Consider the following 19,701-nt stretch of genomic DNA (forward strand, 5'->3'; position numbering starts at 1 on the left):
TTTATTATTGGTTAATGTTAAATAAACCTATGAATTAATTTTAAGACGTCTTCTTAGCGACACACCTGCTCCAAATAAAAGAGTCGTGAACAGAAGCAGAGAGCCGGGTTCCGGAACTTGATACGTACCATCAAAATATAAGTCGGTGTAATAATGATCGGTTAAATGCAGTCCAGGACCATTGTCTTTCAGGGTATAGGTAAAGGATAGAATAGAACCATGTGAGAACTCGCTGATGTTGAATCCTAACGCGAGTCCATGTGAAAAGAACGCTTGAGTCACAGAGTTATTGAGGGCTAGGCCATAGTAGAAAAAATTTCCGGCAAGATCATAGCTGTCATTGATTTCCCAACTGTCGGCACTGTTTCCGGCATTATAGGCATAATCGTCATCGCCGTAAAAATCAATGACTGCATCGAGTACACCAACAATCTGTATATCGGTGAAGCTACTGCCTGTGTTATTTTTGATGTTCCACTGTAATGTGCCGTAATTATCACCATCAAGCGCTGATGTGAAAGAGGTAACAAAGTTATAGGGAACGTCACTATAGCCAATGCCGTAATTGTCAAGCGGTGTGTCTACATAAACATCTGTATTGTTGGGTGAAAAAAAGCTGGAAAACGCAAAGATGTCGACCAGACCTGCCTGTGAGGCTGATGATAACAAGAGCCCAGAGACATATAAGCCAGTGCGAACAGTTCGAAACTTAGATGACATTTTCATGATATACCCCTGCTTGATTAGTATTTAATTATCTCCCGTCCAATTAATGCTAAATTCATGCCGCTTATGTTTCGTGGGTTAAGATATTGATTATGTTCTTATTTTATTAGTTATCTTGATGGTTTTTCTTGTGGTGTAATTTTTTCTGACAGTTATTCAGAAGCAGTATCTGCAACTTTGTTATAGCAAGTTATTACTGTGTTTTCTTAATTCTTACCATGAATATCAATGGATTGGTGGGTTTGTGTGGGGTTTTTATACGGAGTGATGAATGAAAAGCCAGGGAGCATTGGTACGGCCTGGATCTTTTATATTTTTGGGTTGATGTAATTTATATTGACTGTATCTATGGCTGATGTTTTCAATGTTATTTTTTGATTGTTATAAAAACGCCGTTGATAATAATTGCCATTATTATTCTTGTTGCGCTGCTTATTCTGTGAATATTTGACTGGCAGTTGAATATTATGATTCTGGATGTTTTGAATTTCATGTCATCGGTGTACTGTTTATGATTCATTGCTGCATGGCTCGTTTGTCAGCAGCACGGACAAGAGCAGCTAATTCCGCTGTAACAAGCCATGTCAGAGGCCGATAATCAGTTGTTCAGTGACAAAAAGACTCTGAAAACGAATGCTTATCGCGACTGGACTCACTATATTGAGTGAAGTATCCGCATATTCAAGACGTATTCTGAACGATAACTGCACAAGGCATGGCGATGACAGACAGACAAAACCGGTTTCTTGAAGGCCCCATTAACAAAGTACTTATCTCGTTAGCGGTTCCCATTATTCTGACCAATATTCTTCAGTCGGCCTATCAGCTGACAGATGCTTTTTGGGTGGGACGCTTGGGCGCATCTGAAGTAGCTGCGGTGTCTGTCAGCATGCCCGTGACTTTTCTGGTGATTGCGTTAGGTTCGGGTTTAGCTATGGCGGGCGCAACGCTATCGGCACAATACATGGGGGCAGGACGCCGGGACAAAGTGAACCATGTCGCGGCCCAAACCATGCTGATGGTCGCGGTCACCTCGGCTGTGCTGGGGTTCACCGGTTATCTGCTGTCACCCTATTTCCTGACTTTACTGGGTGTGAGCGAGAAGGTGTATGACGATGCACTCAAGTTCATGCACGTGTCGTTTATCGGGGTGATTTTCGTTTTTTTATTTGCCATGTTTCAGTCTCTGATGCGGGGGATCGGGCAGATCAAGATCCCACTGATGATTGTCTTCGGCACTGTGATCCTCAACTTTTTTCTCGACCCTTTGTTTATTTTCGGCCTTGGCAGTTTTGAAGGACTGGGGGTCATGGGCGCAGCACTGGCGACACTGGTCACCCAATCCATCGCTGCAATACTGGGCCTGACGGTGTTCATGCGGGGCAGACATGGCATTCAGCTCGAATGGCACAACTTCAAACCCGATTTTGCCTATATCAAAAGGGCGTTTTTTCTGGGGGTGCCTGGCTCGGTAGAGCTGTCTGCCCGGGCTTTGGGAATGATCATTCTGTCGTTTCTGGTCGCGAGTTTCGGGACAGTGACCATTGCCTCTTATGGCGTGGGTTCCAACCTGCTGCAGTTTGTCATGATTCCGGCCATGGGACTGTCGATGGCGGTATCGACCTTGGTGGGGCAAAACATAGGCGCGAACCAGATTGAGCGGGCTGAAAAAATCACCTTGCTGGGAACGCTGTGGGGCTTTCTCGGTCTGACGGTGATCGGCATCGTTTTCTATGTGTTCGCGCCTCATCTGATCGCTGTGTTTATCCCGGATGATCCTGAGGTGATCCAAGAAGGTGCCCACTTTTTACGGACGATGTGCCTGACGTGGGGCGGTATTGGGGTCCAGCTTTGCGTCGTCTCCGCGTTTCGGGCGTCGGGCAATATGCAGAATGCCATGATGGTGGCACTGGTGTCACAATGGATGGTGCAATTTCCGCTGGCGTATGTGTTGTCAAAACACACGGCGTTGCAGGACAACGGGATCTGGTGGTCTTTTGCCGTGACCAATGTGGTGGTCGCCATTTTTGCGTTTTGCTGGTTTAAGCGCGGGACCTGGAAAAAGACCCGCCTGACTGAAGAAGAGCAACAAATTGTGCATATCACGGATGAAGCCTTGATCGAAAAAGGCAATCAGTAGCCCAGCAGCGTGCTGTTACTCGCGTACTGTTACTCGATAGAACGTTGCTGTTTAAACTGCTGCGGGGTCAGTTTGAAGGCCAGCCGAAATGCTTCAATGAAAGCCGAAACAGACTGGTAACCGACTTCATGGGCTGCATCCTGCACCGGTAAACCCTGCTCAAGCAGCGTCATTGCCGTCATAAGCCGCAGGCGCTGCCGCCATTGCGGAAAGGTCAGCTGTATTTCTTTCTGAAACACCCGGGACAATGTCCGTTCAGTTGCACCGGTCTGCCGGGCCCATTGCGCCAGTGTTTTTGTGCTGCCGGGATCACTCAGCAGCGCATCGACGATAGGCGCAAGCCGGCGGTCTTGCGGCATGGGCAACTCCAGTGAACTGTCTTTTTCGGCGTTTAACTCATCTTCCAGCACAGCCAGCAAGCGTAAGATGCCGGGTGGCTGCACTTGATCGCGCAAAACGGATTGCCTGAGTTTCAGGATCAGTTCGCGGAAAAACGGCGTCACTTCAATCGGCTGGCTGGAAGTCGGTAAGCGGATTAGGAACTCAGGGTTCAGGTATACGGCGATAAAGGTGGTGTCCTGCAACGCCCTGGACTCGTGCCGGGTGTGTGCCGGGATAAACAATGCTCTGTGGTGCGGGATATAGAACTGATGGGTACCCGTACTGCACCTCAATAATCCTCTGGATGGAAAGATTATCTGATGCCACGGGTGTTGATGCGCTTCGTCGTGAAAGCCTTTAGGCATCATCAGGGTATTGATCAGAAGGGGTTGCCAGGCATAACTCGCAATCAGCGCATTGCCGTCAGGTGTTGCATATGTCTTTTTATCGATATTTTTTGTCATACTATCGCTACCTGACTAGAACGTTTGGCGCATAGTATGGGTTGTGTCATCGAAACTCAAATACAAAAATGCGAAGGAAAAGCCATGAAAGTACATTTTGTGATGCATGAAGCGTTTGAAGGACCAGGTGCTTTATTACAGTGGATCGATCAGCGTAACTACTCGACATCCTATTCGCGTGTTTATCTGGGCGAGGTATTGCCAGAGCGCGGCGATGATATGGATCTGCTGATTGTACTGGGTGGCCCGCAAAGTCCGGCAACTACCAGGGAAGCGTGTCCGCACTTTGATGCCGCAGCGGAAATAGCACTGATCAAAAAAGCGGTTGCGAGTAGAACACCCGTGGTTGGATTTTGCCTGGGAGCACAGCTTCTTGGCGAAGCGTTAGGTGCGCCATTCAGTCAGAGTCTGGAACCGGAAGTGGGTTGTTTTCCTATCGTTCTCAATAAGCATGCAAGGCTGGATCGCAAGTTTGAAGGGTTTCCACCTGAGCTGATTGTCGGTCACTGGCACAATGACATGCCAGGCCTGACGCCCGACTGCCAGGTGCTGGCAACCAGCCTGGGCTGTCCGCGTCAGATTGTGCGTTACACCCCATTTGCTTATGGTTTCCAGTGCCATCCCGAGTTTACCCGCGACTCGGTGGAAGGCCTCATCAGGCATTCTGGCGACGATCTCAACAATCACGAGAATAAGCCATTTATCCAGACAGCGGATCAACTTCGCCAAGCCGATTACAGTGAAATGAACCGCGCCTTATTCAGTTTCCTGGATGCGCTGGTGGCTGAATCTCAGTACAGATGAACTTGATTCCGTTTCAGTGAGCATCTGCCTGAGCCAGACGACAAACTGCTGAACTGCGGCAGTTTGTCTGTGCCGGTCAGGGATGACAGCGTAGTATTCAAGTCCTGATTGTTGTAATGATGCCAGGGCAGGGTGCGGGATCAGCCACTTTTCTCTCAGGGGCTGCTGAATCAGTAATGTGCTGACAAATGCGGCGCCCTGACTTGCTAATGCAGCCTGTACCGTATGGGTTTCCTGGTCAAAATATCTGAGCTTTACAGACGCAGCTGCAGGAGAGGGTAAACTGTTGAGTAACGGCTCAACACTGGGTAAATCGGTATTTTGCCATCGGGTAGTGTAGATAATGGCGTTTTCTGCTGATTGGGTTTGCTCACAGTAAGACGCAGAAGCGACACAGCATAATGTTTCCCTGTACAGCAAAACAGATTGCGGATCTGAGGCCGGGCAATGGCCATAACGGATCGCCACATCAAATCGTCTGTCGTGTTCGATGTTTTCTTTACTTTCACTGGTTTTCAGAACGACATCCAGAGCAGGATGCTGTTGCCGAAAGTCTTCCAGCCTGGGCACCAGCCACAAACTGGCAAAGGCAGACGTTGTGCTGACGGTAATCGTGCTGGCCTGTCGACGAATGCTGTCCACCCCGGATTGCAGTTGTTTTAATGCCTGATGGGTGACAGCCAGTAAAGCTTCTCCTTCCTGAGTTAATGCCACTGAGCGGGTTTTTCGCTCAAACAGCAAGGTTCCCATCTGTGCTTCCAGTTGCCGAATCTGATGAGAGATGGCGGTTGGCGTCACATAAAGCTCTGCTGCTGCCGCTTTAAAGCTTCTCAGACGAGCGGCAGCCTCGAATGCGCGAAAGCTATTGAGTGAAGGTAAACGGGCGAACATTGAACATTTCCACAGATGAGTTATTTTCAGCTATTGGCAAGTATATCCCTTTTGTCAGCACTGTCACTTCGACCGACAATATCTTCTGACCACATACGACTTTAGACCAGAAGGATACGCCGGATGACCATTTTACATCTCGATGCCAGTGTACGCAGAACAGACAACCTTGTTCCGAGCCATAATTCAATTTCAAAACAAATCGCAGCTTCTTTTATGGATGTATGGCTGACAAATGCACCACAAGCCACTGTCATCCATAGGGATATTGGTATTAACCCACCTGGGTTTATTAGCCAGGACTGGATTGCCGCGGCTTTTACGCCGGAGCCGAATCGGACCGCCGCTCAAAGGGAAACGCTCGCATTGTCAGATGAATTAATTAAGGAAGTGATAGCAGCAGATACCATACTGATCTCGACGCCCATGTACAATTATGGCCTGCCTGCTGCGCTGAAAGCCTGGTTTGACCAAGTGATACGCATCAATAAAACTTTTTCATTTGATCTGGAACGGGGCGATTTTCCTCTGTCGCCGACTTTAGCCGGGAAAACACTGGTGCTCATTACCTCAACCGGTGAATTTGGTTTTGAAGCCGGCGGCGTCCGCGAAGCGATGAACCACCTCGGCCCGCATATCCGTGTGATGAGTCGCTATTTGGGGGTGGAGCAGACGCATGAAATCAGTGCCGGCTATCAGGAATTTGGTGATAGCCGCCATCAGGCATCGCTGAAAGCGGCCTATGCCGAGGCTGCAAAACTGGCGCGGTCACTGGCACAGCGGGAGCCAGAGCATTCGCTGAGCATGGCGACAGATATCTGAACACTCAATCGGTGATATTTTGCTGATGCGATAATCAGGTGGCTTAGAAAATCAGACTTTGTGATCAGTTACTTTTCTTACACGCTCCGCAAAGAGGCAAAGTGCATTATTGCTGTCTCAGAATGTACTCCAGTGCGCCGATAATGGCGGCCACCTGGGCGTTGTTGCATTCGCTTGGCGTGACGAGCGGGCTGTCCGGGTACACTTCCGTGGTGGAGCTGTACTGACAGTCTGACAGACCGGCACACAGGCCGAGTTTTTTCAGTGGATAATCGATCACGCCTTCCTGAGATACCGGAGAGCCGATGATCTTGCCTTCGTCATCGGGCGGTGCGATATGGGTGACCTTACGCACTTCATCGATGATGGCTTTCTGGAAAGCATCATGCGGGTTGTCGGTGTCGCCCACCACATAGAAACCGTCAGGAATACTGCCGGGTTTGTACTCAACACCATCCCGCGCTGCTAGCGCCGGGCGGAATTCGGTTTCGTCAGTGTCGGTGGTTTCATGCAGATCGATGTGCGCCAGAATGTCTACATCCTGATCTTTAACCATCTTCATCAGTGCTGCTGATTCTTCGGCCGGGCTGTTGTCGTAAAAAGAACGGTTTGGATCAATCGCATTCGGGTTCCAGCGGTTAATCGTCTCGTAACCCCAGGGGCTGACACAAGGGGCCACCAGAATATTGAAATACTGGCTGTAGTGCTGTGCTTTTTCATCGACAAACTGCAGGGCACCATGAACACCGCTGGTTTCATAGCCGTGCACGCCACCTGTGACCAGAATGGTCGGCTTTTGCGCATTCCAGGGGCGGGATTTGATGACGAACAGCGGGTACTTTTCTGTGTCATACGACAGAGCACCATACTGAGAGACATCAAAGCGATCTTTCAGTGCGTCGATTTTCGTGACCACTTCGTCCAGATAGGAGCGCTTGATGGTGAGCTGAGCCAACCATTCTGCTTTTTCTTTCATGGTCCATTTCTGACCCGGAGTGCCAATCGGGTAGGTACGCTTACTGCTCATAGCTGTCCTTAATTTATTTTTTATGTTCAGGCGTCAGAAGCTTACTCCTCCTGAAGCGCGCGTTCAATCATCTGGCTGCGGAAGATATTTTTCATTGAGAACAACAGCTAAACCATTCCTCCGGTACTTTGCAGCAGTCAGTATTGACATAAATATAGCTGGAACCCCAGTGCATTGCCGTACCGGAGAGAAGAGTCATCGCAGGAAAGTGAACAGGGTGGGCTGGCGTGAAAAAAAGCCCCTGCAAGTCAGGGGCAAACGTACACATGCATTTCCCAAAAAACATGGAGGACTCCACTTTAGCCTGAACGGCAAAAGGCGGCTTGATGCAGATCAATCGAAGTCGCTTATCTGCATTTTGTGCCATTTTGGTTCAGATCATTCTCGTTGAACCGTGTCAGAGTATTCATTGATCAGGGCGACCCATTTTCTGAAGGAGACATGGTGACAGACGCAAATATGGTTTAGTCTGGGCGATGTTTGCAGTTCAAGTGTTTAATAAACATACTGTTAAGTTCAATCAGACCCATGAGGCAACAGCGTTATGATCACATTGCATCACCTGAATAAATCACGATCCAAGCGGATTATCTGGTTGCTGGAAGAGCTGGGAGTGGACTATCAGATTGTCCCTTACCAACGCGACAGCGCAACATTTCTTGCGCCGCCAGAGCTGAAAGCGGTGCATCCACTGGGTAAGTCTCCGGTGATTGAGGATGATGGATTGATCGTCACTGAATCCGGGGCGATTACCGAGTACCTGATTGACAAATATGGCGAGGGGAAACTGGCACCTGAGCGTGGCACTTCAGATTATGTGGCTTATCTGCAATGGATTCATTTTGCCGAAAGCTCGGCCATTCTTCCTTTGTTATTGAAGATGTTTGTTGATAAAGACGGCTGTGAAACCAACTTCCTTGCCGGTTATGCCGAAGGGGAAATTGCCAAAGTCATGGCGTATGTCGATCAGTCGCTGGCCGGCAAGCGGTATCTGGTGGGGGACTCACTGACAGGGGCAGATATCATGATGTCGTTCATTGTCGAAATTCTGCATACCAGCGGCGCACTCGCGCATTTTCCTCACATTGCAGCCTATGCGCAGCAGTTAGTGACCCATCAGGCGTATCTGAAATCGAACGAGATCGAAGCCGCCCATGGCTAGCGCCGGCTGACAAACTTCGCTCCCCTGAATCAATACAGGGGAGCGCAGTGTTGTTCAATCAGTCGAAGTGTTTTTCTGATCCATATTTGCTGCCCGGCGAACGGCGGCCACGCCCAGCCCGATGAGCAGAAAGGGGATAGCCGCTGCGGTTGCTTCTGCCCAGGCAGAATAAGCGACATCTTTCATCAAAACAAAATGACCTAACACGACCAGGAAGATGCAGAGAATGGCGATGTATATGAATTTGACTTCGTCTTTAACCTTCGTCGTTCTTTCCATGTGGTGACCCTTTCACTAGCGAGAGTCACTATTTCACCACAGTCCTGGTTTTTCCTGTTGATACAGTTGATGCACTATTTTACCGAACAGTCATTTTGCTGATTACTGCTGTCACTCAGGCATGCTTTTGCCAGTTGACCAAGGGTGGATAGCGCAATCAGGTTTTCCTCATTCATCTCGTACGAATAGTTGAGCCTGATATGCCTGAGATCGTCTTGCCGGCTGTTGAATAGCGTCCCGGGAGCCACTGCAATGCGCTTCTCCAGGGCTTGCTCATAAAAGGCGTGACTATCGAATGGAGCCGGAAACGTCAGCCACAGGAAGTAGCCACCCGCGGGATCGGTTACCGTCGTACTGTCCGGAAAATAGCGCCGTATGGCGTGTATCATCGCGCTTTTTCTGTCTTGCAACGTACTGCGCAATTTTCGTAAATGGTTGTCATACCCGCCATGCAGCAGGTAATGGCTGATCCCGAGCTGGACAGGCACACTGCTGGATATAGTCGATAAAAATTGCTGCTTTTGAATGGCTTTACTGTGTTTGCCTGCCACAACCCAACCAATTCGGAATCCGGGTGACAGACATTTGGAGAATGAACCGCACAGCAACACCTGATCCTGCTGATCATAAACTTTGGCTGGCACTGGTTTTTTCGCTGAAAAATACAGCTCTGCGTACACATCATCTTCCACCAGAAACACCTGATGCTGGCGCAGCATGTCTAGCAGCGCCTGTTTGCGCGCTTGGCTGAGTGTGTAACCAAGCGGGTGCTGGACATTGGTCATCAGCCAGCAGGCTTTGATCGGATAAGTCGATAATTTTTCAGCAAGGTCGTTCAGATCCAGTCCGCCGTCAGCACTGGCTTTGATTTCTACCGGGATCAACTTCAAACGCTCTATGGCCTGAAGCGCCCCGTAAAATGTGGTCGATTCAACCGCAACATAATCCCCGGGCTGAGTGGCAAACTGTAAGCTGAGATTCAGTGCATCCAGGCCGCCTGAGGTGATTACGATGTCATCCGGTCCAACGTGCAGTCCTTGCTGGACGTATCTTTGCGCAATGATCCGGCGCAAATCATGGTTGCCGGGCGGCAAGTGCGTTAATGCGCTTCTGTTGTCCATCTTACGCGAGGCACTGGACAGGCTGCGGACCAGTTCTTGCTGCGGAAACAGGCTTGAGTCGGGAAACGCCGAGCTGAACGGCACGATGTCGCTGTCTTTGGTACGCTGAAAAACATCAAACAGTAAATCATTGATCCTGACCGGCGCCTGAGTGGATTGCGGCGGTACAGTCGTCAGCGCCTGAATGTTAGGGGCGACAAAATACCCGGACTGCGGCTTAGCAATCAGCCATCCTTCACTTTCCAGCAACTGATACGCCTGTAACACAGTCGCCGTGCCATAGCCGGTTTGCTGACTGCTTGCCCGTACCGACGGGATTTTTTCTCCGGATCGCCAAATCTGCTGGCGGATTTGTTGCCTGAGATTATGAGCAAGTGATTGATATTTATTCATTTGGTTCGCTGCGCCGAGTCGAAGTTCAGAACATATCATGCCAAAACGGCAAAGCAAGCCAGTTTGTCGCTTCCTGAGCTCAGACATATTGCTCAGTGTGAGGCCGGCAACAAAAAATCCGGACAATGAAGCTGGCGACATGACAAAGGCTAAGATCAATATTTCATTGTCAACAAACTGATAGATAAGTGTCATCCATATTCAGGCTCTCTGTCATACAGAGCAATTAGCATTTTTAATCGAACACTGGACTAGTCCAGAAAATGCCATGGAATAGAGAAAAATAAGGATGAAACATGTCGATAAAAAGCAGGAACATGGCCGGTATTATGGCTGTTTTGCTGACAAGCACTTTGTTAGCGGGCTGTAATGAAGGCACCGAAACGGTTCAGGATGATAAAAGCAGTGATGGTGGTGTAGGCCAGATCGGCAAGGAAGTGGTGATTCCGCCGCCGGCCGCATTGGCACAGGTCTCGTTTTCGATCTTCCCGTATCTGCAGCAACCTGCCGCAAACAGTATGGCTGTGTTGTTTGAAACGGAAGACACGGCGCCAACGGTTTGGGTCAGGCCGGCAGAGACACAAGGTGAATTTACTTTGGTTGAGCCTGTTGCCGTGGACAATACGCATTTATATAGCGCGGCAATTGACGGGCTAAGTGCAGATACGCGCTATGAGTATTACGTGGTGAGTAGCGATGACAGCCCGTCGGGCGTGTCGGCTGTTTCTGAGCGTTATGTGTTCAAAACCTATCCATCGGCCGGGACAGCACCAGCCCCGTTTAATGTCGTAGCCATTAGTGACACACAAAATAACAGTACGCTGGGCGCACTGAACGACCTCATTACCAAAGGCATTATTCCAACGGTATGTCACAGCCAGCCGGAGCAATGTGCATCAGAGATTGCTGCGATTACGATTTCCGGCGACATCGTCAACAGCGGCGACAGCATGTTGCAGTGGCGGCGTGACTTTTTTGATCAGATGAAAACCATCACCCCTTATGTTCCGCTGGTGGCGGTTCCCGGAAATCATGATTTTTATGGTAATCCTGAGCTGACCAATTATCGCCATTTCTTCCAGCAACCTGAAAATGGCTCGGCGGGGTATGAAGAACAGTGGTACTCGCTGGATTACGGTAATCTACGTTTGGTCGGGTTGAACAGCTATCCGATCTCCAAAAACCACGGTAAGTTTAACGCGGAGATTCTTGGCATACAGCGTCAGTGGCTGCGTGAGTTGTTGATCAACACCCAAGCAGACAATAACGTCGACTATGTCCTGAGTATGTTTCATCACCCGTGTCTGTCTGAACTCTGGCTCTCGGGCGAGAGTATCGGTAGTTGCGAGATGGTCGCGGAAATGGAAGATTTTTCCCGATCAAGCGGCAAGATAACAGGCCATTTGTTTGGCCATACCCATGCTTATTCTCGCGGACAATCTATGGATGCCCGGCACCTTTGGCTCAATGCCGCAACTGCAGCGGGCTATCGTGAAAAAATCAACGATGATAACTACTACCAGAACGATACCCGCGATTATGACACCTTCGCCATCAGTCAAAGTGAGTTCGGGTTCAACCTGCTGACGTTCAATCAGCAGAGTTCACCTTCTATGCAACTGACTCGATACACTGCCACGGTGGCTTCTAAAGGCGGCGGTTTTGCCAGTCTGGAAGATACCTTCACTGTGTCCGATCCCCTGACCATGAAGGCCACTTCGGCAGCACCAGAGGCGCCACAAGTTCTGGCCGGTAACGGCAGTCATGCCTTCAATCAACTGAATCTGGCGATCAGCCATCCCGACCCTGGCTCGATTTATGAAGTGCAGTGGCAACTGAGCAAAGCTAGTCAGTTTGATTCTGAGGTGTTTGATATCTGGGGCAATCAAACCCGGGCGCACAACATCTGGCCGATGCAGGATGGCAGCATTCAGGGGATGCCGACAGATACGCAGGCGGGCGTTGATCTGACAACAATCAATCTGGCTGATTTCTCCGGCCAGCTCAAAATGGGCAATGATGAAACCTATAAATGGCAAAAACGATCGTCAGAACACTCCCATGATTCGTATCGTGACCCGTTCAACGGCAGCTCGGCGCCAGTCCTGACGTTATTCCCGGGAGAGACCTGGTACTGGCGTGCAAGAGTGCGTAATGACAATCTGGGCTGGTCTGACTGGAGTGACACGGCGACATTATCCATCGATGCCGGAACGACAACCGCGTTAGCGCTAAATAATGGCGGTGCCGAAGCGCAGGATCTTTCAGGCTGGACTGTCGAGCAGGGTTACTGGCGAGTGTTGCAGGACATCGACAACATAACGGCGGCAGAAGGGGATTATTATTTCAGCGCCCGCCCGAATGATTCCGCTGCGGGCAACGCGCCCTATGATGATTTGAGTCAGACGTTGGATGTGAGTGCGTTCAGCAGTGTGATTGATCAGTCGTCAGCATTTGTTCGGCTCAGTTTCAACAGCAATGGCTGGGGCGACGGCGATCATGCCGTCATGACGCTACAACCATTGGATAATCACGGAAATGCCCTGGGTCAGCCGACTGTGGTGAAAACAGAAAGTAAAAAGCAACAGTGGCTGAGCAATACATCGACGCTGTTATTACCCGTGGCAACCCGGGAGATGAAACTGACACTGCGCGCAGTGAAAAAAGCAGGCAGCATGGCTGATGTGCATATTGATCATGTGCAGCTTTCACTGACGACGCCTTAACGTATTTCGGAAACTCGGATAACACAAAACGGTATCTTATTGATGCCGTTTTGATTCATAGCTGCGCAGATATTGTCACTTGGCAGCCATTAGCTGATAAATGTTGATTTCATTTTCTGTTTGAACAGGATATGTTGAAAAGCCATTGTTTCAGTATGACGTTGGCGGTCTATCATTCCCCAAACATACTTTTTGAGCTTTTTACATCGTCGGGTTTTATTTATTCAGGTGAAAATAAAATGATTGAAGTGATCTCAATATTCATAGCTTCGTGCCTGCTGCTGGTTTGTCTGATCCATGTGTACTGGGCTTTTGGCGGTAGAAAAGGCATTGGGAATGCCATTCCGATCGAGCACGGCCAACACGCTTTTACACCGGGCGCCGGTATTACTTTGCTCGTGGCGTTCGGGTTGTTTTTATTATCATTCTTGTCATTAATTCTGGCGGAGATTGTTTATTTTCCCGGCTGGTTAGACAGTTATGCTTATATTATCGGCTTTGTTGTCTCGGCTATTTTCTTTTTACGCGCACTTGGCGATTTCAGATTGGTTGGATTTAGTAAGAAAGTAAAAGGCAGCACATTTGCGACATGGGATAGCTGGGTATATTCGCCCTTGTGTTTGTTGCTGGGCGCAGGATATCTCTATTTGTCCCTGATGCAGTAATCTCATGCTGAATCATGTATCTCATTTCAATCTTCAGTTGCTTGGTGAGGCCATTTATTGATTCGCTGACGTTGACATCAGTAACCTGGCTCCCAATAAACCCATCAGAGTGCCAGCGACACGGCAAAATCCTTTTCTGGCTTTGAGATACAAGTGTTGGGCGCGTGTCGTGGAAAGCAGCAAGGCAACTGTGGCATACCAGCCAAAGTTTGTCATGAAAACACCCAGGCTTAAAAAGATTGGTGTGAGTGAGGGCACCTCGACGGGCAGTAAAGCTGCAAATACACTGCTGAAAACCATGGCCGTTTTAGGATTACTGAGCTGAGTGGTTAAACCAAAGAAAAAGGATGAATACACACTTTTCGTTTTAACCGCCATTATGGATTGAACGCTTGATTGATCCCCTTGCTTCCAGATACGCAGCGCCAACACGCACAGATATAAACCACCCAGTAGTTTAAAGGTCAGATACAGCTCAGGCACTGTTTTGAATAGTGCCACTAAGCCAAATGACGCAAGTAAGGCAAAAATAAGAGCGCCAGTTCCCATTCCCAGTGCGACAAAAAACGCCTGTCTTCTGGAATCAGACATAGCCGTTTGAGCTACGAGCAGAAATGAGGGACCAGGCACCATGGCACCCAGTGTCAGCAAGCCCAGCATGGGCAAAAGGAAATCATACGATTGCATTTTCTCTCCCGGTTATCGGTATAAACTGAATTTTCCGGTGAAGGACTTCAGGGTCTCTATGTCACCGAACAGGCAGATCCCCAGATATTCTAATTCACGCTCCGGGGTTTCCTTTGTCCATACTTGCTGGGCAATCGATCCGCCTTCAGTCATGGTGTGCGTGAAATCGGTAAAGGCAATCTTGTGCTTGATAGCTTCTTCCCTGACTTTGCGAATTTTGTTCGAGTTATCTGCTTTCAGTACAATAAACGGATAGTGAGACAAACTCGGATGGCAGTTGCCATCAGCATCATAATAATCAATGTATTCAGTCCCTTGCTGATCCACCAGATGAGAGAGTCCGGCACTCAGGTGGCCCAGTACATTTAGTGTTCGGCCTGTATCCATTTTTTTACTTAATACTGCAATAAAGCGCTTTTGATCTTCGTCTGGCAAGCTCATTGATGTGTTTCCTTATTCTTTCAATATTTCTCAGAAACGTAACGTTTAGGCTGTTTTTCTGTTTCACATAGGCAAAACAATATGCATCTCTGCTGATGAAGCGTCAATCCAATCACAAACAATTGTTGTAAGCGCAGGAAAATGCTGTGCAGTCTCAGGAAGATGCAGAACTTAATCTCTCTGCAGGATTTATTTTTTTGCACGTGATATTGAAGCCGCAGATATGTAATTGCAGGGCACGCATCAAGTGCCCTGTTTTACTTGTGTGGCGCTAGTGGTCATGTTGTCTGTGCTGGGTATCTTCACCGGCTGTGATAAACAGCATACGTGCCGAGTGTTCTATTTTTGCCGTGTGCCATACGCCTTTGGGGACAAACACGTATGAGCCAGGGGACTCCAACCTGACTTCCTGTATCCCTTCCGGCATTACCAGTTGAAATGTCGCTGATCCGGAGAGCAGGATGACAATTTCATCGCCTTTGGGATGTACTTCGCTGCTTGGCCAGTCAGACGTAAAATCGTGCAGGCTGACCAGAAATTCATGATGAAAATCACCAAGCTCGCCTGCCATTAAGCGAGGCCAGAACGTGTCATTCATCTCAAGAAGCTCAATACTCGCGTCGTTTCTCAGCCGAATTGCGCTGCCGGCGAGGTGTTGCGGCTGCTTTCGCGTCATGTTGAATCCTTTCTCGTTGCATGGGTATCAAAACGGTGGGAACACATGCAAAAAGATAGCAGATATCAACGATTAGTCCTGAGATGCGTCCTGAAAGTCATCAGGCTTCAAGCTGATACGCCAGCGCATCTTCAGGTGTGAAATTGCTTTTAAACGTGAAAGCAAACGGACTGTCTCCCTGACGCCTCAGGTACTCAAGACGCGCTTTGGCTTCCGCGATGGTCGGGATATGATCATCTTCCACCCACCACAGCACATATGTATCTTCTGCCGGACGATGAAACCACTCCGCTTTACGACGCATGATGTCGCGGTGATGGGTCCGGAACATAAAGTTTTTCAGCGAATCCACCGACTCCCAGACAGACATGTTGACAATGATATTCGGGTCATCGAAAGCCTGGATGCTGGTTGCGTCGCCGGATTCATCCTGAAGCCGCCATATAAAACCTTCGCTGCTTTCTGCAATGGCATTTACTGATGCCAGATTATCGACAAAATCTTTGATCTCAGGTGCATCCATGGGGTATTTCGCAAGGGCAATGTTCAGTTGTGCGAGTTTCATGTTTCTTCCTTGATGTTGTCAGCCAAGACAGGGCTTGTTTTAGTGTTGTTCGTCATTGAATCACATCAACAGTGTGTTGAATCGTGATGGGCCAGGTATTCTCAGACAATACCGGGGTAAAAACGGTTCCAGCCGAGCAGCAGACAAGCTGCAAAACCGACCCATATCAGAGTTGCTAAACTCAGAGTCCAGAATAGCGTAAACCGATAGCTAAAGTAGTACACGGCTATCAGATAAGCGGCATAGGGAATTAAAGAGTACAGACTGAACAGAGCGGTTACTCTCAAATCCGACATGGTTCGCTCTGTGCCAATAATATAGTGGGCAATTAAGGCAAAAGTTGGAAATAAGGGCACTAAACCTGCAATGAAAAAGCTTTTACTCTTGGACAGTATCGCAATCAGCAGTACAGCTAGCGCCCCCAGCAGACACTTAAGAAACAGAGATACCATTGAAATCAATCCATCAAAAAAATGAGATTATAAGCTTTAGCAATAAAAATACTGTGAACAGTATTTTGTATTCATCACTTGAGTAAAAAAGCTCTCACTGAGACTTGAAGCTGATCAACCAGACTATATAGATATTTTTATTACATTATTAACTATGCTTTTTAATCGATATAAAGTGATGTCTCGTTACTCATCGTCATGGAAGGACAAAGACTTTATTGTTATTGACCACCTGTTACTGAAAGTAGATTGCATATTTGATATCGATTACATTGTTTAATTTTCATACATCACGTTGTTTTTACTGTGTTTTTTATTTCAGTTTAATGGGTTGCTGTACCTCCTAATATAGCGATTTACTGATATGTTATTTGTCTTTTTTTATACGGGATATTTAATTGAATAAATAAAGAGAGGTATAAAAACAAGTCATTGACTTTTTATTAAATGCATTGATATAACGGCGTTGCATATGAGTGAGGTATTTATTCGCTACATATGATTTTGCATTGATGCAAACCAGCATATCTCTAAGAAGGTCTCAATGAAAAAACAAATAACGCCTTTATTAATATTATTACCTTTTGGTCATATAGCGTCCGCTGCTGCACTGGAAACCAGTGCATTTTATCCGGAGGAAGTTGAAATTCATTACAATCTCGGTCCTGAAATCTGTAAAGCCGATTTCCGGCCAGTGACGCGTTCAGAAGCATTGCGCTTCCGAGATGCGATCATGAACAAAATCGGAAAGTGGTCTTATGTGACTTTAGCCGATGGCTGGGTCATTATGGGGCCTGGTTACATGGGTGAAATTAAACAGGGAACCGCCAGCCATACCGCTTGTTATCCTCTGAACGCAGACACAAACATTTTATCTTTCCCTGCTATTTCTATTGATGAAGGCTCTAAAGAGCGAGTTGAATGGACATTGCTCAATGATCAGGACGGTTTTATAAAACCTGCCGCGTATCTGGCTCACCATATGGGTTATGCCTGGGTGGGTGGCCCGAAAGGAAGCCAGGTTGGCGATGACATGAAGGTCTGGTGGGACAGCCATGAAAGCGCCTGGAAGATTCGGGGGAATGACGGTCCGTGTGACGGATACCGCTGCCAGGATATGACAACCATCTCGGCGAAAAACTTTGCATACACCATGGATCCGGCTTCATTTAAAATCGACGGATCGATTGTGAATTCAAATAGTCAGCTGGTGAATACGATCACCTCGACGGCGATTAATAAAACCAGCATTCAGCAGCAATACGTGATTGATATCAGTTACAACACGTCCACCAGCTGGTCGCAAAGTAATGATTACAGCTTCAGTGAAAGTATTGCGGTTTCCAGTACGTTCAAAAGCCCTGAAGTGACAGGCGGCGTTGAGAAATCAATCTCTGTGACTTTTGGTGCCACTCAGGCATGGGGAAGCACCAGCGGCGGTGAAGAAAGTAACCGAGTGACGATTCAGGCAAGACCGGTTGTGCCGGCCAATAGCGCACTGAAAGTACTGTTGAACGTGTACCGGGCTGATATCTCTTATCCTTACGTCTTTGACGCGGATGTATCCTATGAGCTGGGTTTTGATGGTTTCATGCGCTGGTCGGGCAACGGCTTGCTGTGGCACCCGGAAGACAGACCCGATTTTACGACCAGTTTTGCGATTGGCCGTTTCGCCGACAATGAAAAGAGTCTGGAATTTCAGTGGGATCACCGTGATATTACGGGCATGAACAAAACCTGGGACTGGAACTGGATCGCACAGACAGCGGGCTCTTATGACACCCGCTATTGGTTAGGCAAAGTGCTGGCGCCAAAGAAAGCACGTGTTAAAGGCCAGTTTTACGCAGAAGATCAGTTTACTGGCGAGCTGTATTTTGAAGAGATTGCTCTTCCTCAGGGTGACTCAAATACCGCCACAATGGAAAAGAGCATTCAGGATCAACTTGAAGATGCTGGCCTGAAGGATGTTCAGGTCTCGGTCCGGAAAACCAATGCCGGGGTGTAACGCTTTGTAACGACCAGAAAAAAACCGGAAATCCAGACGGGGTTTCCGGTTTTTTCGGATCGCAAGTCTCTGTCATTCAGATTAAAACAGGCTGGCAGTCAGGCCAAATCGTTAGTAGATTGAGCCAATCTGTTTCACGGCAAAATAGGGCTGGTTCTCTATCACAGTGACCTGGATTTGGGTGATGCTGCCATTGCGAATCGTTAAATTTGAATACCATTGCGGGTTTTCCCAGTCGAGGCCAAGCACATCCGCAACAATGGCGCGGATCACGCCGCCGTGCGTCACGATTAATACATCGTTTCGCAGTTCGTTGACGATCCTGCTCCAACAGCCGGTTACCCGCTTGCAGAAGCTTTCCAGCGATTCGGCATCAGGTAAACCTGAGCTGGCCGGGTTGTGCCAGAATTGCTCAAGTAACTGCCACACTTGACTCCCGCTGGTGATTGTCTCAAACGGTGTGCCATCTAACTGACCAAAGTGCATTTCTTGTAATGCCGGCTCGCACACCAGAGGGTGTTCACCTGCCAGTAATTCAGCCAGTGATAAGCAGCGACGCAAAGGCGAACTGATCACGGTTTGATAGCCGATATCAGCGTGGGTCAGAGAATCACTGATAGCCTGATTGGTTGCGGGACACACGCCGATATCCGTTGAGCCGTACAAAGCGGGTGCGCCATTCACTTTCCCGTGGCGGATGAATGTGACGGTAAAGGTTTTCACCGGGCGCTCCCTTTTAACTGGAGCGGTAAGCCGGCTGCAACCAGCGTGACTTCATCGGCAATGGCGGCGAACTGCTGATTCATGCGGCCGGCGTTGTCGACAAAATAGCGGCTCACTTCACCGAGCGGTACCACCCCCATGCCGACTTCGTTCGAGACAAAGATCAACCGGGCCTGACTGTTTTTTGCCGCCTGCACCAGCTCGGTAATGTGTGCTTCCAGCGCCTCATTGCTGCATGCCTCGCCCAGTGAAAAAATCACGTTATTCAGCCAGAGGGTTAAACACTCGATCAACACCACATCGTTCGCGGTAAACTGAGTGAGCAGGCTGGCCAGCTCCAACGCACATTCATGCTCAGACCAGTCAGCCCCACGTTGTTGCTGATGGTGTTTGATCCGCAGACGCATTTCATCATCAAAAGGCGTGGCTGTGGCGACATAATGCAGTCTTTTGCCCTGTGTTGCTTTCCCTTTGGCTTGCTGCTCGGCAAAACGTGATTTGCCGGATCGTGCACCGCCGAGTATCAGGCTCATTGTCGCTTGAATCGTCAT

At 48.5% G+C, this 19,701-nt stretch carries 20 protein-coding genes; 7 read left to right on the forward strand and 13 right to left on the reverse strand.

Annotated elements, in window-relative coordinates; translation table 11 throughout:
• Positions 1–27 precede the first annotated feature (27 nt).
• On the reverse strand, positions 28–726 hold the full coding sequence (locus tag LN341_RS19415) for a PEP-CTERM sorting domain-containing protein (RefSeq protein ID WP_234205303.1): 699 nt from the start codon (positions 724–726) through the stop codon (positions 28–30).
• A 721-nt stretch (positions 727–1,447) separates the two neighbouring features.
• Between LN341_RS19415 and LN341_RS19420 the strand changes: the two genes are divergently transcribed.
• Entirely contained in the window at positions 1,448–2,866 is a 1,419-nt protein-coding gene (locus LN341_RS19420; RefSeq protein WP_234205305.1) for an MATE family efflux transporter, read from the forward strand.
• Positions 2,867–2,895: 29 nt separating this feature from the next.
• Here the strand turns inward: LN341_RS19420 and LN341_RS19425 are convergent, their stop codons facing one another.
• Positions 2,896–3,711 carry a helix-turn-helix transcriptional regulator gene (locus LN341_RS19425; protein WP_046221105.1) on the reverse strand — a complete coding sequence of 272 codons (816 nt, stop codon included), beginning with the start codon at positions 3,709–3,711 and terminating at the stop codon, positions 2,896–2,898.
• Between the two features lie 84 nt (positions 3,712–3,795).
• Between LN341_RS19425 and LN341_RS19430 the strand changes: the two genes are divergently transcribed.
• Complete coding sequence (locus LN341_RS19430; protein ID WP_234205307.1) at positions 3,796–4,515, forward strand: gamma-glutamyl-gamma-aminobutyrate hydrolase family protein; 720 nt, start codon at positions 3,796–3,798, stop codon at positions 4,513–4,515.
• Here the strand turns inward: LN341_RS19430 and LN341_RS19435 are convergent.
• Positions 4,468–5,406: a LysR substrate-binding domain-containing protein gene (locus tag LN341_RS19435; protein WP_234205308.1), complete on the reverse strand. Its 939-nt coding sequence runs from the start codon at positions 5,404–5,406 to the stop codon at positions 4,468–4,470. The genes LN341_RS19430 and LN341_RS19435 overlap by 48 nt on opposite strands.
• 123 nt (positions 5,407–5,529) lie before the next feature.
• On the opposite strand from LN341_RS19435, the gene LN341_RS19440 reads away from it, so the two are divergent.
• Positions 5,530–6,228 carry an FMN-dependent NADH-azoreductase gene (locus LN341_RS19440; protein WP_046221107.1) on the forward strand — a complete coding sequence of 233 codons (699 nt, stop codon included), beginning with the start codon at positions 5,530–5,532 and terminating at the stop codon, positions 6,226–6,228.
• A gap of 106 nt (positions 6,229–6,334) precedes the next feature.
• Here LN341_RS19440 and LN341_RS19445 read toward each other — a convergent pair whose 3' ends face one another.
• Positions 6,335–7,255: a M14 family metallocarboxypeptidase gene (locus LN341_RS19445; RefSeq protein WP_234205309.1), complete on the reverse strand. Its 921-nt coding sequence runs from the start codon at positions 7,253–7,255 to the stop codon at positions 6,335–6,337.
• Positions 7,256–7,799: 544 nt separating this feature from the next.
• On the opposite strand from LN341_RS19445, the gene LN341_RS19450 reads away from it, so the two are divergent.
• Complete coding sequence (locus tag LN341_RS19450; RefSeq protein WP_046221109.1) at positions 7,800–8,417, forward strand: glutathione S-transferase family protein; 618 nt, start codon at positions 7,800–7,802, stop codon at positions 8,415–8,417.
• A 54-nt stretch (positions 8,418–8,471) separates the two neighbouring features.
• Here the strand turns inward: LN341_RS19450 and LN341_RS19455 are convergent, their stop codons facing one another.
• Together LN341_RS19455 and LN341_RS19460 are read right to left on the reverse strand one after the other, a co-directional pair.
• Positions 8,472–8,696, reverse strand: a complete 225-nt coding sequence (locus LN341_RS19455; RefSeq protein WP_046221110.1) for a hypothetical protein — start codon at positions 8,694–8,696, stop codon at positions 8,472–8,474.
• A 74-nt stretch (positions 8,697–8,770) separates the two neighbouring features.
• Positions 8,771–10,210: a PLP-dependent aminotransferase family protein gene (locus tag LN341_RS19460; RefSeq protein WP_234205311.1), complete on the reverse strand. Its 1,440-nt coding sequence runs from the start codon at positions 10,208–10,210 to the stop codon at positions 8,771–8,773.
• 296 nt (positions 10,211–10,506) lie between these two features.
• On the opposite strand from LN341_RS19460, the gene LN341_RS19465 reads away from it, so the two are divergent.
• Positions 10,507–12,936 carry a metallophosphoesterase family protein gene (locus tag LN341_RS19465; protein WP_234205313.1) on the forward strand — a complete coding sequence of 810 codons (2,430 nt, stop codon included), beginning with the start codon at positions 10,507–10,509 and terminating at the stop codon, positions 12,934–12,936.
• A gap of 239 nt (positions 12,937–13,175) precedes the next feature.
• On the forward strand, positions 13,176–13,601 hold the full coding sequence (locus tag LN341_RS19470; protein ID WP_234205316.1) for a DUF3995 domain-containing protein: 426 nt from the start codon (positions 13,176–13,178) through the stop codon (positions 13,599–13,601).
• Between the two features lie 54 nt (positions 13,602–13,655).
• On the opposite strand, the gene LN341_RS19475 is transcribed toward LN341_RS19470, so the two are convergent.
• From LN341_RS19475 to LN341_RS19495, 5 genes are all read right to left on the reverse strand, one after another.
• Entirely contained in the window at positions 13,656–14,288 is a 633-nt protein-coding gene (locus tag LN341_RS19475; RefSeq protein WP_046221114.1) for a LysE family translocator, read from the reverse strand.
• 12 nt (positions 14,289–14,300) lie between these two features.
• A complete protein-coding gene (locus LN341_RS19480) occupies positions 14,301–14,729 on the reverse strand; it encodes a DUF2000 domain-containing protein (RefSeq protein ID WP_234205319.1) in 429 nt (142 codons plus the stop codon).
• Between the two features lie 271 nt (positions 14,730–15,000).
• Positions 15,001–15,405 carry a cupin domain-containing protein gene (locus LN341_RS19485; RefSeq protein ID WP_234205321.1) on the reverse strand — a complete coding sequence of 135 codons (405 nt, stop codon included), beginning with the start codon at positions 15,403–15,405 and terminating at the stop codon, positions 15,001–15,003.
• A gap of 100 nt (positions 15,406–15,505) precedes the next feature.
• Positions 15,506–15,970, reverse strand: coding sequence for a DUF3291 domain-containing protein (locus tag LN341_RS19490; protein ID WP_234205322.1), 465 nt, complete (start codon positions 15,968–15,970; stop codon positions 15,506–15,508).
• Positions 15,971–16,071: 101 nt separating this feature from the next.
• A complete protein-coding gene (locus LN341_RS19495) occupies positions 16,072–16,422 on the reverse strand; it encodes a GlpM family protein (protein ID WP_046221117.1) in 351 nt (116 codons plus the stop codon).
• A 544-nt stretch (positions 16,423–16,966) separates the two neighbouring features.
• Here LN341_RS19495 and LN341_RS19500 point away from each other — a divergent pair.
• The gene (locus tag LN341_RS19500; protein WP_046221118.1) at positions 16,967–18,427 is read left to right on the forward strand and encodes an aerolysin family beta-barrel pore-forming toxin; all 1,461 of its coding nucleotides are present in this window, start codon (positions 16,967–16,969) and stop codon (positions 18,425–18,427) included.
• Between the two features lie 111 nt (positions 18,428–18,538).
• Here the strand turns inward: LN341_RS19500 and LN341_RS19505 are convergent, their stop codons facing one another.
• Positions 18,539–19,150, reverse strand: coding sequence for a histidine phosphatase family protein (locus tag LN341_RS19505; protein ID WP_046221119.1), 612 nt, complete (start codon positions 19,148–19,150; stop codon positions 18,539–18,541).
• Positions 19,147–19,701 carry a bifunctional adenosylcobinamide kinase/adenosylcobinamide-phosphate guanylyltransferase gene (cobU, locus tag LN341_RS19510; protein WP_234205325.1) on the reverse strand — a complete coding sequence of 185 codons (555 nt, stop codon included), beginning with the start codon at positions 19,699–19,701 and terminating at the stop codon, positions 19,147–19,149. The genes LN341_RS19505 and cobU overlap by 4 nt, the downstream gene beginning before the upstream one ends.

The sequence above is a fragment of the Photobacterium sp. TLY01 genome, from assembly GCF_021432065.1.
GTDB classification, from domain to species: domain Bacteria; phylum Pseudomonadota; class Gammaproteobacteria; order Enterobacterales; family Vibrionaceae; genus Photobacterium; species Photobacterium halotolerans_A.

Bases quoted from the DNA above. Each gene is read 5' to 3' on its own strand.
- LN341_RS19415 (WP_234205303.1), bottom strand. From the start codon at position 726: ATGAAAATGTCATCTAAGTTTCGAACTGTTCGCACTGGCTTATATGTC.
- LN341_RS19420 (WP_234205305.1), top strand. From the start codon at position 1,448: ATGACAGACAGACAAAACCGGTTTCTTGAAGGCCCCATTAACAAAGTA.
- LN341_RS19425 (WP_046221105.1), bottom strand. From the start codon at position 3,711: ATGACAAAAAATATCGATAAAAAGACATATGCAACACCTGACGGCAAT.
- LN341_RS19430 (WP_234205307.1), top strand. From the start codon at position 3,796: ATGAAAGTACATTTTGTGATGCATGAAGCGTTTGAAGGACCAGGTGCT.
- LN341_RS19435 (WP_234205308.1), bottom strand. From the start codon at position 5,406: ATGTTCGCCCGTTTACCTTCACTCAATAGCTTTCGCGCATTCGAGGCT.
- LN341_RS19440 (WP_046221107.1), top strand. From the start codon at position 5,530: ATGACCATTTTACATCTCGATGCCAGTGTACGCAGAACAGACAACCTT.
- LN341_RS19445 (WP_234205309.1), bottom strand. From the start codon at position 7,255: ATGAGCAGTAAGCGTACCTACCCGATTGGCACTCCGGGTCAGAAATGG.
- LN341_RS19450 (WP_046221109.1), top strand. From the start codon at position 7,800: ATGATCACATTGCATCACCTGAATAAATCACGATCCAAGCGGATTATC.
- LN341_RS19455 (WP_046221110.1), bottom strand. From the start codon at position 8,696: ATGGAAAGAACGACGAAGGTTAAAGACGAAGTCAAATTCATATACATC.
- LN341_RS19460 (WP_234205311.1), bottom strand. From the start codon at position 10,210: ATGAATAAATATCAATCACTTGCTCATAATCTCAGGCAACAAATCCGC.
- LN341_RS19465 (WP_234205313.1), top strand. From the start codon at position 10,507: ATGTCGATAAAAAGCAGGAACATGGCCGGTATTATGGCTGTTTTGCTG.
- LN341_RS19470 (WP_234205316.1), top strand. From the start codon at position 13,176: ATGATTGAAGTGATCTCAATATTCATAGCTTCGTGCCTGCTGCTGGTT.
- LN341_RS19475 (WP_046221114.1), bottom strand. From the start codon at position 14,288: ATGCAATCGTATGATTTCCTTTTGCCCATGCTGGGCTTGCTGACACTG.
- LN341_RS19480 (WP_234205319.1), bottom strand. From the start codon at position 14,729: ATGAGCTTGCCAGACGAAGATCAAAAGCGCTTTATTGCAGTATTAAGT.
- LN341_RS19485 (WP_234205321.1), bottom strand. From the start codon at position 15,405: ATGACGCGAAAGCAGCCGCAACACCTCGCCGGCAGCGCAATTCGGCTG.
- LN341_RS19490 (WP_234205322.1), bottom strand. From the start codon at position 15,970: ATGAAACTCGCACAACTGAACATTGCCCTTGCGAAATACCCCATGGAT.
- LN341_RS19495 (WP_046221117.1), bottom strand. From the start codon at position 16,422: ATGGTATCTCTGTTTCTTAAGTGTCTGCTGGGGGCGCTAGCTGTACTG.
- LN341_RS19500 (WP_046221118.1), top strand. From the start codon at position 16,967: ATGAAAAAACAAATAACGCCTTTATTAATATTATTACCTTTTGGTCAT.
- cobU (WP_234205325.1), bottom strand. From the start codon at position 19,701: ATGACGATTCAAGCGACAATGAGCCTGATACTCGGCGGTGCACGATCC.